This window comes from Paraburkholderia sp. UCT31 (assembly GCF_014397655.1).
GTDB lineage: Bacteria > Pseudomonadota > Gammaproteobacteria > Burkholderiales > Burkholderiaceae > Paraburkholderia > Paraburkholderia tuberum.
In genome coordinates this window covers 71,298-84,646 of the sequence record NZ_VZQP01000014.1, presented here as the reverse complement: position 1 = coordinate 84,646, position 13,349 = coordinate 71,298, and the positions used below count along the sequence as shown (strand labels likewise).

General features: G+C 66.2%; 13 protein-coding genes. 8 read left to right on the top strand and 5 right to left on the bottom strand.

Annotation, left to right across the window (positions count from 1 at the left end):
• Positions 1 to 34 precede the first annotated feature (34 nt).
• Positions 35 to 337, top strand: coding sequence for a hypothetical protein (locus F6X40_RS14345; RefSeq protein WP_018418104.1), 303 nt, complete (start codon positions 35 to 37; stop codon positions 335 to 337).
• Between the two features lie 25 nt (positions 338 to 362).
• Here F6X40_RS14345 and F6X40_RS14340 read toward each other — a convergent pair whose 3' ends face one another.
• On the bottom strand, positions 363 to 1,331 hold the full coding sequence (locus tag F6X40_RS14340) for a LysR family transcriptional regulator (protein ID WP_187628290.1): 969 nt from the start codon (positions 1,329 to 1,331) through the stop codon (positions 363 to 365).
• 112 nt (positions 1,332 to 1,443) lie between these two features.
• On the opposite strand from F6X40_RS14340, the gene F6X40_RS14335 reads away from it, so the two are divergent.
• The gene (locus F6X40_RS14335) at positions 1,444 to 2,460 is read left to right on the top strand and encodes a zinc-binding alcohol dehydrogenase family protein (protein ID WP_187628289.1); all 1,017 of its coding nucleotides are present in this window, start codon (positions 1,444 to 1,446) and stop codon (positions 2,458 to 2,460) included.
• A 233-nt stretch (positions 2,461 to 2,693) separates the two neighbouring features.
• The gene (locus F6X40_RS14330) at positions 2,694 to 3,242 is read left to right on the top strand and encodes a DUF6013 family protein (RefSeq protein ID WP_187628288.1); all 549 of its coding nucleotides are present in this window, start codon (positions 2,694 to 2,696) and stop codon (positions 3,240 to 3,242) included.
• Between the two features lie 69 nt (positions 3,243 to 3,311).
• On the opposite strand, the gene F6X40_RS14325 is transcribed toward F6X40_RS14330, so the two are convergent.
• Entirely contained in the window at positions 3,312 to 4,118 is an 807-nt protein-coding gene (locus tag F6X40_RS14325) for an ABC transporter permease (RefSeq protein WP_187628287.1), read from the bottom strand.
• A complete protein-coding gene (locus F6X40_RS14320) occupies positions 4,115 to 4,855 on the bottom strand; it encodes an ATP-binding cassette domain-containing protein (protein ID WP_184033411.1) in 741 nt (246 codons plus the stop codon). The genes F6X40_RS14325 and F6X40_RS14320 overlap by 4 nt, the downstream gene beginning before the upstream one ends.
• A 170-nt stretch (positions 4,856 to 5,025) precedes the next feature.
• On the opposite strand from F6X40_RS14320, the gene F6X40_RS14315 reads away from it, so the two are divergent.
• Positions 5,026 to 7,509 (top strand): AsmA family protein, encoded by a 2,484-nt coding sequence (locus F6X40_RS14315; protein ID WP_187628286.1) that lies wholly within the window; start codon positions 5,026 to 5,028, stop codon positions 7,507 to 7,509.
• A gap of 149 nt (positions 7,510 to 7,658) precedes the next feature.
• Here the strand turns inward: F6X40_RS14315 and F6X40_RS14310 are convergent, their stop codons facing one another.
• The gene (locus F6X40_RS14310; RefSeq protein ID WP_184063633.1) at positions 7,659 to 8,150 is read right to left on the bottom strand and encodes a hypothetical protein; all 492 of its coding nucleotides are present in this window, start codon (positions 8,148 to 8,150) and stop codon (positions 7,659 to 7,661) included.
• Positions 8,151 to 8,218: 68 nt separating this feature from the next.
• Between F6X40_RS14310 and F6X40_RS14305 the strand changes: the two genes are divergently transcribed.
• From F6X40_RS14305 to F6X40_RS14290, 4 genes are all read left to right on the top strand, one after another.
• A complete protein-coding gene (locus tag F6X40_RS14305; protein WP_187628285.1) occupies positions 8,219 to 8,509 on the top strand; it encodes a hypothetical protein in 291 nt (96 codons plus the stop codon).
• A gap of 28 nt (positions 8,510 to 8,537) precedes the next feature.
• Complete coding sequence (locus tag F6X40_RS14300) at positions 8,538 to 10,148, top strand: sensor histidine kinase (protein WP_187628284.1); 1,611 nt, start codon at positions 8,538 to 8,540, stop codon at positions 10,146 to 10,148.
• Between the two features lie 80 nt (positions 10,149 to 10,228).
• The gene (locus F6X40_RS14295; protein WP_187628283.1) at positions 10,229 to 10,720 is read left to right on the top strand and encodes a response regulator; all 492 of its coding nucleotides are present in this window, start codon (positions 10,229 to 10,231) and stop codon (positions 10,718 to 10,720) included.
• A gap of 59 nt (positions 10,721 to 10,779) precedes the next feature.
• Complete coding sequence (locus tag F6X40_RS14290) at positions 10,780 to 12,753, top strand: response regulator (RefSeq protein ID WP_187628282.1); 1,974 nt, start codon at positions 10,780 to 10,782, stop codon at positions 12,751 to 12,753.
• A 123-nt stretch (positions 12,754 to 12,876) separates the two neighbouring features.
• On the opposite strand, the gene mscL is transcribed toward F6X40_RS14290, so the two are convergent.
• Positions 12,877 to 13,323 (bottom strand): large conductance mechanosensitive channel protein MscL, encoded by a 447-nt coding sequence (gene mscL / locus F6X40_RS14285; protein ID WP_090804694.1) that lies wholly within the window; start codon positions 13,321 to 13,323, stop codon positions 12,877 to 12,879.
• Between the last annotated feature and the right edge of the window lie 26 nt (positions 13,324 to 13,349).

Sequence of the window (13,349 nt, the reverse complement as noted above, 5' to 3'; positions counted from 1 at the left end):
GGCGCGCGAACGCGCTTCGCGAAGGAGCAATGCAATGAAGACCCTGCCGCAATCGACCGATGGCGACCCGCAAGCCGACCCGCACGCGAACAAGGATCCGAAGTCGCTGCAGGAAGCCGCGGCGCCGCTGCCGCATGAAGCCGACCAGCATCCCGAGTCGCAGCACGAGGACGAGCCGCGCCATGTCGGCAAGCAGGCGCATGACGACATCGAGCATGGGCAGCAGGATACCGACCGCCGCGGCGGCGGCGAGTATCAGCAACGCACGCAGAACGACGCGCATGCCGATGTGAACTCGGATCGCAAGCAGGGCGGCGCAAAGGGCGGCAAGCGCTGACGCGGCGTAGCGGGCATCGCGCCGCCTACGCGCCCGCCAGGCCAACCGGCTCGCGATCCCAGTACGGCGGATCGCCAAAATGCGCGGCGACGAAGTCGATGAAGGCGAGCGTCTTCGGCGGCAGGAACGCGCGGCTTGGGTACACGGCCCAGATCGCGACGTCGTCCGCGAGAGGATAGCTGTCGAGCACGCTGACGAGTTTGCCGCTGCGCAGATAGGGCGCCACGTCCCATGTCGATTTCAGCGCGATGCCGAAGCCCGCGAGCAGCGCGTCGCGAATCACCTCGCCGTTGTCGGTGACGAGGCGGCCGCTCACGCGCACGTCGAGGGGACCGGCGGGCGTCACGAAGCGCCAGTCGCGCTGCGCCGACAGGATGATGCACTCGTGCCGCGCGAGATCCGACGGATGATGCGGCGTGCCGCGCGCGGCCAGATAGGCGGGGGCCGCGCACAGCACGCGGCGGTTGACCGCGAGCCGCCGCGCGACCAGCGACGAATCCTTCAGCACGCCGACGCGAATCGCGACATCGATTCCCGCGTCGACCAGATCGACCACCTGATCGGTCAGGCGCAGATCGACGCTGACCCCCGGATAGCGGCGCAGAAACTCGCTGATCACCGGCGACACATGCTGACGCCCGAACGACGACGGCATCGACACGCGCAGCCGTCCCTGCGGCTCGGCCTGCGCGCGGCCGACCGATGCGCGCGCGGCGGCAGCCGCGTCGAGCAGCGCCTCGGCGCGCGTCATGAACACTTCACCGTCCTGGGTGAGGCTGATGCGGCGCGTGGTCCGATGCAACAAACGCGCGCCGAGGATCTTTTCGAGTTGTGCGATCCGCGCGCTCGCGACCGCCGCCGACAAACCGAACTCGCGCCCGGCCGCCGACACGTTGGCGAGCAGCGCGGCACGCACGAACAACGCGACGTCGAGCAGATCGAGCCGTTCGCGTTCGCTGGGCACGGACCGGCCGGCCGGGCTTGAATCGTCCATTATTCTGAAAAACCAAAAAATGATTCAGTGATTATGGCTGTTTTATCAGAATAAGAACCATCCTACGATACGAGTCATGCGTGCACATCAACCGAACCCACAAGGAGCAGCCATGAAAGCCGTCGGACTCTACCGTTATCTGCCCATCGATCACGCCGAAGCGCTCGTCGACGTCGAGATCGCGCAACCCGAAGCGACCGGCCGCGATCTGCTGGTCAAGGTCGAAGCCATTTCCGTGAACCCGGTCGACACCAAGGTGCGCGCGCCGAAAGACACGCTCGAGAAGACGCCGCGCGTGCTCGGCTGGGATGCGGCAGGCACCGTCGTCGCGGCCGGGCCCGAGGTCACGCTGTTCAAGGTCGGCGATCCGGTGTTCTATGCGGGCAGCATTACGCGGCCGGGGGCCAACAGCGAGTTTCATCTGGTGGACGAACGGATCGTCGGGCACAAGCCGGCGTCGCTCGATTTCACGCACGCGGCCGCGCTGCCACTGACCGCGATCACTGCGTGGGAAGCATTGTTCGATCGCCTCGGCGTATCGCCGCAGGGCGCCGACGCAGGCCGGACGGTGCTGATTTTCGGCGGCGCGGGCGGGGTCGGCTCGATCGGCATCCAGCTCGCGAAGCAGCTCGGCAAGCTGCAGGTGATCGCGACCGCGTCGCGGCCCGAATCGGCGAAATGGGCACGGGAGCTCGGCGCGGATCACGTCGTCGATCATTTCGGCGATGTGCCCGCGCAGATGAAGGAGATCGGCATCGAGCAGGTCGACTACGTGCTGATCTTCAACGACACCGACCGTAATTTCCCGGCCGCCGCGCAACTGATCAAGCCGCAAGGCGGCGTCTGCACGATCGTCGAGAACAGCGCCGCCGTGCCCGTCGAATTGCTGAAGGCGAAGAGCGCCGCGTTTCACTGGGAGTTCATGTTCACCCGCTCGATGTTCGGCACGACCGACATGACCGAGCAGCACAAGCTGCTGACCGAGGTCGCGCGGCTCGTCGATGCCGGCACGTTGCGCACGACGCTCGGCCAGGACCTCGGCCGCATCAACGCGGAGAATCTGCGTCGCGCGCATGGGTTGCTCGAAGCAGGACGCGCGATCGGCAAGCTGGTGCTGACCGGCTTCTGAGATGAAATCGACGCGCAGAAAGCGCGTCGCCGCAAGCGGGTTAACACCCGGGCCGACACGACACGCGCGGCAGCGCGCTTGGCGTTAGACTGACGACGCAGCATGCCAAAACGGTTGCGTGTTTTGCGGCGAGGCCAGCCGGTATGAACCGGCCGGCCCTCGGCAGTGCGTGAACAGCGCACAGGCAGTCGCGTCGACGCGAGCGCGCAGCGGCACAACAAGGAGGTGACAGTATGAGCTTCAGCTTCAAACTCTCCGCCGTTTCCGTTGTCGCTTCTCTCGCCTGCGCGCTCGTGCCGGCTGCTCGCGCAGCCACGCCGATCACGGTGACCAACAAGGCCCCGCTCGACGGTCCGATCCGCTACACCGTTCGCGTCACGTCGAAACAGTTCGGCAATTCCCAGGAGACCCGCACGATCCGCTCGGGCGAATCGGACGACTTCACGTGGAAGACCGTGCCGCCCGGCGGTCCGGTGGCCGCGACGGACGCATGCCCGGACTATGCGTCGCTGCCGGTCGACGAGAATGGCGCGATGATCCGCCAGACGCAGATCCGCTTCGCGCCGGTGGTGGCAAGCGACGGCACCGCGGCCGTCCAGCTGAGCTTCCAGGCGCAGACGCCGCATGGCGTGAAAACCGTGACGAGCGGCGGCAAGACGCTGAAGTGTCCGAACGATATGCGCGTGAGTCAGATCGTGCGTTTCACGATGCCGGTCAACGGCACGACGAAAACGCTGACGCTGACCGACGGCACGGAGATCGCCGTCACCGCGAAGCGTTGAAGGTTCGAGCGTGCGGCGTGATGGCCGCGTGCGCGACCGTAGCACGCGCTAGCGCGTCATCCTTGTGCGTCATCCTTTGCGTGCCTCACGCTCGCCGAGCCGCGCCGGCAAGAACTGATGCTCGGCCGAAAAGAGCCGCCTGTACGTGAGCAGCACCGCGCCCACGGTCCCCAGCGCCGCCGCCGCCGCGATCAGAAACATGATGACGATCTGATAGCGCACCGCCTGCAATGGCGACTGCCCGGCCAGCACCTGACCGGTCATCATGCCTGGCAAACTGACGACGCCGACCACCGCCATCTGGTTCAACGTCGGCATCATGCCCGCGCGCACCGCCTGGCGCGCCGGCGCCTGGGCGGCCTCCCAGCGTGTCGCGCCGAGCGCGAGCGCCATGTCGACGCGGTCGCGCCGCGCGGTCAGCTCCTCGGTCATCCGCTCGATGCCGAGCGATACACCGGTCAGCGTGTTGCCGAGGATCATGCCGAGAATCGGAATCGCATATTGCGGCGCGTACCACGGATGGATGCGGATCACGACGAACAGTCCCACCGCGGCCATGAGCCACGAGCTGACCCAGATCGACAGCACGCTGTCGGCGCGTTGTCCGGCATAGGTATGGCTGCCGCGCTGCGCGCCGGCGAAACCGGCGATCAGCGTCATCACGATCATCAGCGGCAGCACCACGTACCAGCGAGCGAAACTGAACACCCAGCCGAGCACATAGCCGATCGCGAGCAACTGGACCACGGTGCGCACCGCCGCCCATGCGAGCTTGCGCTCGAGATCGAGCTTCAGCGCGACCGACACCGCGCCATTCACGACGATCAGCAGCGTCGCGATCGCGACGTCCCATAAGCTCAGATTCTGCAGGCTCATTGGCGGGGCTCCCGACGCTGGTCCGCGGGAGCGCGTTGGTCCGCATCGCGCCGCACGGAAGTGTGTTCGGCCAGTACGCCGGCGCGCATCGTCAGATGCCGTTCGCTCATGCGTGCCGCCTGCTCGACATCGTGCGACACCCACATCGATGCGTGAGCGCCCGGCGCGGCATCGAACCACGCCTGCACGAGCGCTTCGATCGCGCGCGACGACGCCGGGTCGAGCGATGCGGTCGGCTCGTCGAGCAACAGCACTTCGGGCGCGAGTTGCAGCACGCGGATCAGCGCGGCGATCTGCGCTTCGCCACCCGATAATTCGCTTGCGCGCTTGCCGAGAAAGTCCTCGCCGCGGCCGGCCTGCATCGCGAGCCTGGCCGCGCGCGTGCGATCGAAGCGCGCGTCGCGATATGCCCGCAGCTCAAACGGATAGCGCAGATTGTCTTCGACGCTGCCGTCGATCAGCGCGGGCCGCTGCCGGATATACGCGATTGCGCGCCGGTAGCGCGGAATCCGCGCACGCTCGAGCGGCGCGCCATGCCACAGGATGCGCCCCGCATCGACCGGATCGAGCAGCGCGAGCGCGCGCAGAAACACGCTCTTGCCGGAGCCGGACGGTCCGGTAATCGCGACGCGCTCGCCGGCGCGCAGGGCGAAGGTGGTCGGCTGCAACAGCGTCTGGCCGCGTTGCGCATCGCGCCGCACGATGCCGTCGGCGAGGACGAAGGGAACATCGGTCATGGTTGGAACGTCGTGGGGAGGGTGCGCCGGTGGGGCTGTCGGCAAAGCGTGCGCCATGATAAAACGACGAGGCGCAACAGCGCACGACCGACGCGGCGATTCATGCTCGCGCGCCAGGTACGATAACTGCTGCACGGTGCACAACGTAGAACAATACGCGGAGCTTTTCAATGGCAGGGTCGAGCGGCACCGGACGACGGGTCGGAAAAATCTTTGCATGGCTGCTGGCGGCGCTCGTGATCCTGATTGTCGCGCTCGTCATCTTCATCCTGAGCTTCGACTGGAACCGCGCGCGGCCTTACATCGACGACAAGGTCAGCCAGGCGATCGGCCGGCCGTTTGCGATCAACGGCGACCTGAAGGTGGGCTGGCGTCATGCGGTCGGCGAGACCGGCTGGCGCGGCTGGGTGCCCTGGCCGCGCTTTTCGGCGGCCAACATCGCGATCGGCAATCCCGACTGGACCAAACAGCCGCAGTTCGCGACGCTCGACGAAATCGACTTCGAGGTCGAGGTGCTGCCGCTGCTCGCGCACGACATCGTGATTCCGGCGATCAACCTCGTGAATCCGTCGGTCGATCTGGAACGTCTTGTCGACGGGCGCAATAACTGGACCTTCAAGCTGCCGTCGTCGAGCGGACCCACAGAGTGGAAGCTCGATCTGCACGATATCGCGTTCGCGAAGGGCAACATCGCGCTGTCGGATCAGCAGAAGAAGGTCGAGGTGCAGATGGTCGTCGATACGCTCGGGCAGCCGATCCCGATCGGCGACGCGCTGAAGCAGCAGGAAGCGGCCTCGCGCAGCGCGTCGGCTCAGGCCGTCGGCCGGGCGGGCGCGCGCCAACTCGCCGCGCAGGCCGAGGCACAGGCGGCCTCGGAGGTGAAGGCGGCTTCCGCAGCGGCGGCTTATGAAGCGGCGGCGCAGGCGTCGGGCGCATCGGGCGCGTCCGCAACGTCGGGCGTGGCCGCGGTTTCCGGCGCGCTCGCGACGAGCGGCGCCGCCGCCCCGGCCGAAACCACCAGCGGGAGCGCCAGCCCGGCCGCGGCTGTCTCGGGGGCGAGCGGCAGCGCACCTGGCGCCAGGCGCGCGACGCCGCTTTATGCGATCGGCTGGACCGTCAAGGGCACCTACAACCGCACGCCGGTGTCGGGCAACGGCAAGCTCGGCGGCGTGCTCGCGCTGCAAGACGCGAACCGGCCGTTCCCGGTGCAGGCCGATGTCAAGGCCGGCGATCTGCATATCGCCTTCGTCGGCACGCTCACCGATCCGGCGCATCTCGGGGCGCTCGATCTGCGTCTCTGGCTGCAGGGCAACAGCATGGCGCGCCTGTATTCGCTGACCGGCGTGACCTTGCCCGAGACCCCGCCGTACGCGACCGAGGGTCGTCTGATCGGTCAGTTCAAATCGAGCGGCAACGTGTTCACGTATGAAAACTTTACAGGCCGGGTCGGCGGCAGCGATCTGAACGGTTCGTTGACCTATACCGCGCGCGAGCCACGTCCGCTGCTGCAGGGCGAACTCGAGTCGCATCTGTTGCAGTTCTCGGATCTCGCGCCGGTGATCGGCGCCGATTCGAACGCGAGCAAGGCGAGGCGAGGCGACGCGGCCGCGCAGCCGGGCAACCGCGCACTGCCGGTCGAGGAGTTCCGCACCGAGCGCTGGAAGGCGATCGACGCCGACGTCAAGTTCACCGGCCGGCGCATCATCAAGAACGCGAACCTGCCGATCACCGATCTGTACACGCACGTCGTGATGACCGACGGCGTGCTGTCGCTCGTGCCGCTGAAGTTCGGCGTCGCGGGCGGCTCGCTCGCGTCGGACATTCATCTCGATGGCAGCGCGGCGCCGCTGAAGGGCCGCTTCGCGATGTCGGCGCGGCACGTCAAGTTGAAGCAATTGTTCCCGAGCTTCAAGACGATGCAGAACGCGCTCGGCGAGATCAACGGCGATGCGTCGCTGTCCGCGACCGGTAATTCGCCGGCGGCGCTCGCGGCGACTTCGAACGGCGAGTTGAAGGCGCTCGTGACCGACGGCACCGTGAGTCGTCTGCTGATGGAGGCGGCCGGGCTCAACGTCGCGAACGTCGTCTATGAAAAGCTGTTCGGCACTAGCAACGTGAAGATCAATTGCGCGGCCGCCGATTTCGTCGCGACCGACGGCGTGCTCGAAGCGCGCGTGTTCGCGCTCGACACCGGCGACGCGGTAATCAACATCGACGGTCACGTGAATCTGCGCGACGAGACGATGGACCTGGGCGTGCATCCGCATACGAAGGGCTTCCGGGTCTTTTCGCTGCGCTCGCCGCTGTACGTGAAGGGCACCTTCAAGGATCCGCACGTCGGCGTCAATGCGGCCGCGCTCGCGTTGCGCGGCGGCGCGGCGGTCGGGCTCGGGCTGATCAATCCGTTCGCGGCGCTGATCCCGCTGCTTGCGCCGAGCAACAACAAGCCGCTGCCGTGCGCGCAATTGCTCGCGCAAGTGCGGCAGATGCCGAAGGCGCCGCCGCCGGGCGTCAAGCAACAGCCGAAGGCGCCGATATCGCTCGAGGGCGCGCCCGTCAACAAGTCCTCGGGCGGCGCGTCGTCGCCAGCCGCGGTGGATCGTAAGCCAGCGACGTCGTCGCCGGCGAGCGCGGCCGAATACAAGGGCAGCTGAGGCGCGGCGAGCGCGTCGATGATGCGATCGCCGAATCAACGGCATGATGCCGCGTGAAGAGCTGCGCGCGGTTGCCGTCGAGCCAGGGTTTCGATGAAGCGAAGAGAACGACCTGTCAGCAGCCCTGAACTTCAGGGTGCCCGATTGGCCTATCTGAGCGAACGTGGTGTTGCATCGCCCGACGCATCCTGGCGACGCACGCCGCGCCGGGTACCGATTCGTGTCGCGCCGAACTCCATCAGAATCTTGCCGCGCGCACGGCTCGCGAACACGAGGAAGCCGAAGCCGTCGGCCTCGTACCAGTAGCCGCCGTTCTCGAGACCATCGAGCGGCTGCTCCAGCGCGTTGGTAATGGATTCGAGGCAGCGCCGCCGCAATTCGGCTGGTGCGGGGTAGGGCGGCTGTGCGCCGCGCACACTGCATAGAAGCACGTCGAGTCCGGGCAGCACGTGTGCATAGAGCACCGGTTCGTCCTGCGCGCGAGCCCGCGCAATCTTGGTGTCGAGTTGACCGAACGGCTTGAAATGCCGCAGAACCGCGAGGAACGACTCGTCGCCGTCCACCTTCGCGCGTCTACGCTTTTTCGGGAAGGACATAAAAATTCGCCTGAAAAAGAATTGCAAGAATCGCTGCGTCCTCATGCGACCACTCCCGGCTTTCGCGCGCCGCACGTCGATGTTTTATAGCATACGACAAGGCCGGATTCACGATGATTCGACGCTACCGCATCGCCCCACCGCCTCCCGCACGAATCATGCCGAACCGCCTCGCCGCGCGCATTCGCATCCCAGCACACCTTGTCTCCATCATAGACGCAGGCGGCGCGGAAAAAACATCCCATCCCAATAAAAAAGTCATCTTTGTGTGGTCGAGCGCTTGCTGGCGCGTCGTTGAAATATCACTGATTCACGTCGATAATGGCCCGTCCAGCCGCGCGGCGCCCGCCTTGCAGGGCGCGACGGGTGCGCGCGCGAGCCCCGCCGTTCGAGTGACAGCCTGAACCACAGCCTGAATGCCCTGACGGGACCATGAAACTATTCACCAAAGGTCTGCTGCTGATCGCGATACCGAGCGTGGTCGAACTCGCGCTGCTCGGGGTCGTCTTCGATACCCAGGAGCGGACCGCGCAGGCCGCGCGATGGGTCGACAACAGCAAGCAGATCCTCTACGAGTCGTCGGCCATCGTCGATCCGCTGCTGCGTCAGGCCGCGCGCGTGCGCACGGCGATGGTGACGGGCAGCGCCTCGCTGATCGACCGCCATGCGGTGTGGGTCGACCTGAATGACCGGCTCGCGAAGCTCGATGCGCTCGTCGCCGAAACGCCGGCCCAGGCCGAGCGCGTGCGCAGCATGCGGCGCGCGATCGACGCGTATCGCGAACAGAGTGTCGCGATCTCGCAGGCGTTGCACGAGGGGCGCAGTCTACGCCCCTATATCGCGCTCGAAACCGGCGAGTTGCCGGAGCAGATCGCGGTGTTCCGCGACGAGTTGGCCCAGTTCGGCGCGGCGGCGTCGGCGCTCGACGTCGAGCGCTCGAGCGCGCTCCGCGAGCGGCGCGTGCTTCAGCAGCGCGCACTGATCGCCGCGGTGTTCGGCTCGATGTTGATCTGGGCGGTCACCGCCTTCGTGTTCGCGCGCGGCATCGGCCAACGCCTCGAAGTGCTGACCGATAACGCCGAGCGGCTCGGCAGCGGCCGGCCGCTCGCGGCGCCGTTGTCGGGCAGCGACGAAATCGCCGCGCTCGACACGGTGCTGCATCAGACCGATGCGCGTCTGCGCGAGGCGGAAGCCGGGCAGGAGGCGCTGAAGACGGAGCTCGAAGCACGCGCGCGCGAACTGGCGGCCGTCAATGAGGAATTGCGCCAGGAAACGCAGGACAACGAGATGTTCATCTACAGCGTGTCGCACGATCTGCGCTCGCCGCTCGTCAATCTGCAGGGGTTTTCGAAAGAACTGCACGTGTCGTGCGACGAACTCGACGTGCTCGTCGGACAGGCTCGTCTGCCGGAGAACGAAGCACGGCGCATGACGCAGATCCTCGATGGCGACGTGCGCGAGTCGTTGCACTATTTGCGCACCGCGGTCGCGCGCGCGGCGGCGATCATCGACGCGCTGTTGCGCATCTCGCGCGCGGGACGGCTCGAATATCAGTGGCAGCGGGTCAGCGTCGAGCGCGCGGTGGCGCGAGTCGTCGATGGGCTGCAAGGCACGATCGGCCAGCGCGCCGCGAGCGTCACGGTGCGCGAGCTGCCGCCCGCATGGGGCGATCCGGCGGCGGTCGAGCAGATCTTCGGCAACCTGATCGGCAATGCGCTGACTTTCCTCGATCCGGCGCGCCGCGGGCGCATCGAGGTCGGCGCGCTCGCGCCCGAACCCGTCGACGAAAGCGAGCCGCGCGCGGTCCGTATGCGCACCTATTACGTCCGCGATAATGGGCTCGGCATTCCGGCCGTGTATCTGTCGAAGGTGTTTCGCGCGTTCCAGCGTCTGCACGGGGACGTTGCAAGCGGCGAGGGGATCGGCCTCGCGGTGGTGCGGCGCGCGGTCGAGCGGCACGGCGGGCGCGTCTGGGTCGAATCGGCCGAAGGCGCCGGATCGACCTTTTTCGTGGTGCTGCCCGAGCAGCCGGCGCGCCTCTGAGCGCGGCGCACGCCGGCGCGGGCACTGCCGCTGCCATTCTCCCGGCGGCATGGATGACGAATCGTTGGCACGGAGAGCCTATGAATCACGCGCAAGCGGTCAGCATCGTTCTGATCGAAGACGACGACGGCCACGCGACGCTCGTCGAGCGGAATCTGCGCCGCGCCGGCATTTCGAACGGTTTCGTGCGCTTTCGCGACGGCCAGCAGGCGCTCGATTACTTCTTCGGCCCCGCGGCCGTTGAGCCGTTGACCGACGCCGACGGCCATCCCTATCCGCCGCGCGAGAATCTGGCGAATTTCGTCGTGCTGCTCGATCTGAAGATGCCGCGCGTCGACGGCTTCGAGGTGTTGCGGCGTCTGAAGGAAGCCCCCGAGACCGCCGCCGTGCCCGTGATCGTGCTGACCACGACCGACGATCCGCGCGAAATCGCGCGCTGCTACGAACTCGGTTGCAACGTCTATCTCTGCAAGCCGGTCGAATACGATGCGTTCATCGAGGCCGTGCGTCGGCTCGGCTTTTTCCTGCAAGTGGTCAAACTGCCGCCGGGGCAGCGGCTCGCGCCGCCCTGAAGCTGTCCGAAAGCCGTTCATGACAAGATGAGCACCGTATCGAGCTGGAGAGCACCTGCATGATCGAAGAAGTGTCCACGCCGCACGCCGCCTATGTGCTCGTCGTCGATGACGACGAGGGCATCTTGCGGCTCGCGCGCAAGTCGCTCGAACGCGCCGGCTGCCGGGTGACGATTTGCGCCGGCGTCGAGGCGGCCCGCGAGCGGCTCGCGAGCCGCGCCCCCGATCTGCTCGTGCTCGATTATCAGCTGAGCGGACCGGAGACCGGGCTCGATTTCTTCCGGCGTCTGCGCGCGGAGGGCGTGCGCATTCCGGCGATCCTCGTGACCGGCTTCACCGACGAGTCGCGCGTGATCGAAGCGCTGCGCGCGGGCGTGTCCGACGTGGTGCCGAAGTCCGGCGACTATCTCGACTATCTGCCAGAGGCCGTGGAGCGCGTGTTGTCGCAGGTGCGGCTGCAACGCGCGTCCGACGAAGCGCTACTGCTGCGCGATCGCGAGCTGCATTACCGCACGCTGTCGGAGACGTTGCCGCATCTCGTGCTGACCTGCGACGCGGCCGGCGATTGCGACTTCCTGTCGAAGCAGTGGTACGACTACACCGGCTTGCCCGAACATGGCTCGCAGGGTCTCGCGTGGCTCGACGCCGTGCATCCCGACGATCGCGAGCAGATCCGGCAAAGCTGGCTGAAGGCCGTCGCGAGCCGCAGCGGCGACTATCGGCACGAGCTGCGGATTCGCCGCCACGACGGCGAGTACCGCTGGTTCGACGTGCGCGTGGTCGCGATGCGCGATGCCGATGGCAACGTCAGCAAATGGTTCGGTAGCTGCACCGACATCCACTCGCAGCGCGAGGCGATCGAGGAGCGCGAGCGACTGCTCGAGTCCGAGCAGGCCGCGCGCCAGGCGGCCGAACAGGCGAATCGCGCGAAGGACCGTTTTCTCGCGATGCTGTCGCACGAATTGCGCACACCGCTCACGCCGGTGCTCGCGGGCGCGAGCGTGCTCGAGATGATCCCGGAACTGCCGGAGCAGGCGCGTGCGAGCGTGCGCATGATCCGCCGCAACGTCGAACTGGAGGCGCGGCTGATCGACGATCTGCTCGATCTGACGCGCGTCGCGAACGGCAAGCTGCGGCTGTCGCTGGAGACCGTCGACGTACACGAGGTGATCGACAGCGTGCTCGAACTCTTTCGCAGCGAAATCCAGGTCAAGCAGCAGGACGTGCATGTCGAGAAGCACGCGACGCATCACTACGTGCTCGCCGATCGCGCGCGGCTGCAACAGATGCTGTGGAACCTGATTCGCAATGCCGCGAAGTTCACGCCGGACGGCGGCCATATCTATGTGCGCACACGCGACGAACGCATGCAGGTGCAGATCTCGGTCGAAGACACCGGCATCGGCATCGAGCCGGAGCAGATCGGCAAGCTGTTCAATGCGTTCGAGCAGGGCGACCAAAGCATGACGCGGCAGTTCGGCGGCCTGGGTCTCGGTCTCGCGATCACGAAGGCTTTGACGGACGTGCACGGCGGCACTGTGACCGCGCAGAGTCCTGGTCCGCATTGCGGCGCGACCTTCACGATCACGCTGCCGATCGCCGCCGCGCCGGCCCCCGCGCCGCCGGTCATCGTGCCGAGCAACGTGCAGCCGGCGAGTTCGCTGTCCGTGCTGCTGATCGAGGACCATGCCGACACCGCCGACGTGATGGCCCAATTGATGCGCGGCCTGGGTCATCAGGTGATGGTGGTCGGGCGCGTCGACGATGCGCTTGCCGCGACGCAGTTGCGCAGGTTCGATCTGGTTGTCAGCGATGTCGGATTGCCCGATGGCACCGGTCTCGATTTCGTCAAGGCGTTTCGCGAACATTCCGACGTGCCAGCCGTCGCGCTGACCGGCTTCGGCACCGACGAGGACGTGCGCCGCTGTCTGAGCGCGGGCTTTACATCGCATTTGACGAAGCCTGTCAATTTCGGCCAGCTCGAAGCGATGATCGAAAATGCCGCGCAATTGAAGCGGCGAAAGGATGAGTAAGGTTCGATAAAGCGCAGCGCGCTGAAGGCAGCGTGAAAACACAAAGGCCTGTTGCGACGCCGATCGCAACAGGCCTTTTGATTTCACTGGCTCAGGCCGTCCAACCCGAGCTTGATTCGACGATTAACGCTGCTGGTTGTTCAGCGAATCGCGGATCTCGCGCAGCAGCAGCACGTCTTCCGGCGGCGGCGGCGGCTCCGCCGGCGCGGCTTGCGGCTCCTTGCGCAGTTTGTTGATGAACTTGACCATCAGAAAGATGATGAACGCGAGAATGATGAAGTTGATCGTCGCGGTAATGAACGAACCGTAACCGAACACCGCCACGCCACCCGTCTGCAGGTCTTTATATGATTCGGGGTTGCCTTTGTAAGTGGCCGGAATATGGCCCAGGCGAACGAACAGGTTGGAGAAATCGAGGCCGCCGGTAGCGACCCCGACAACCGGCATGATCAGGTCTTTAACCACGGAATTGACAATGGTGGAAAACGCGCCGCCGATAATCACACCGACCGCCAGATCCATCACGTTGCCTTTGAGGGCAAATTCTTTAAATTCCTGGATCATGCTCATACATACACCTCCCTGATGTGAATAGC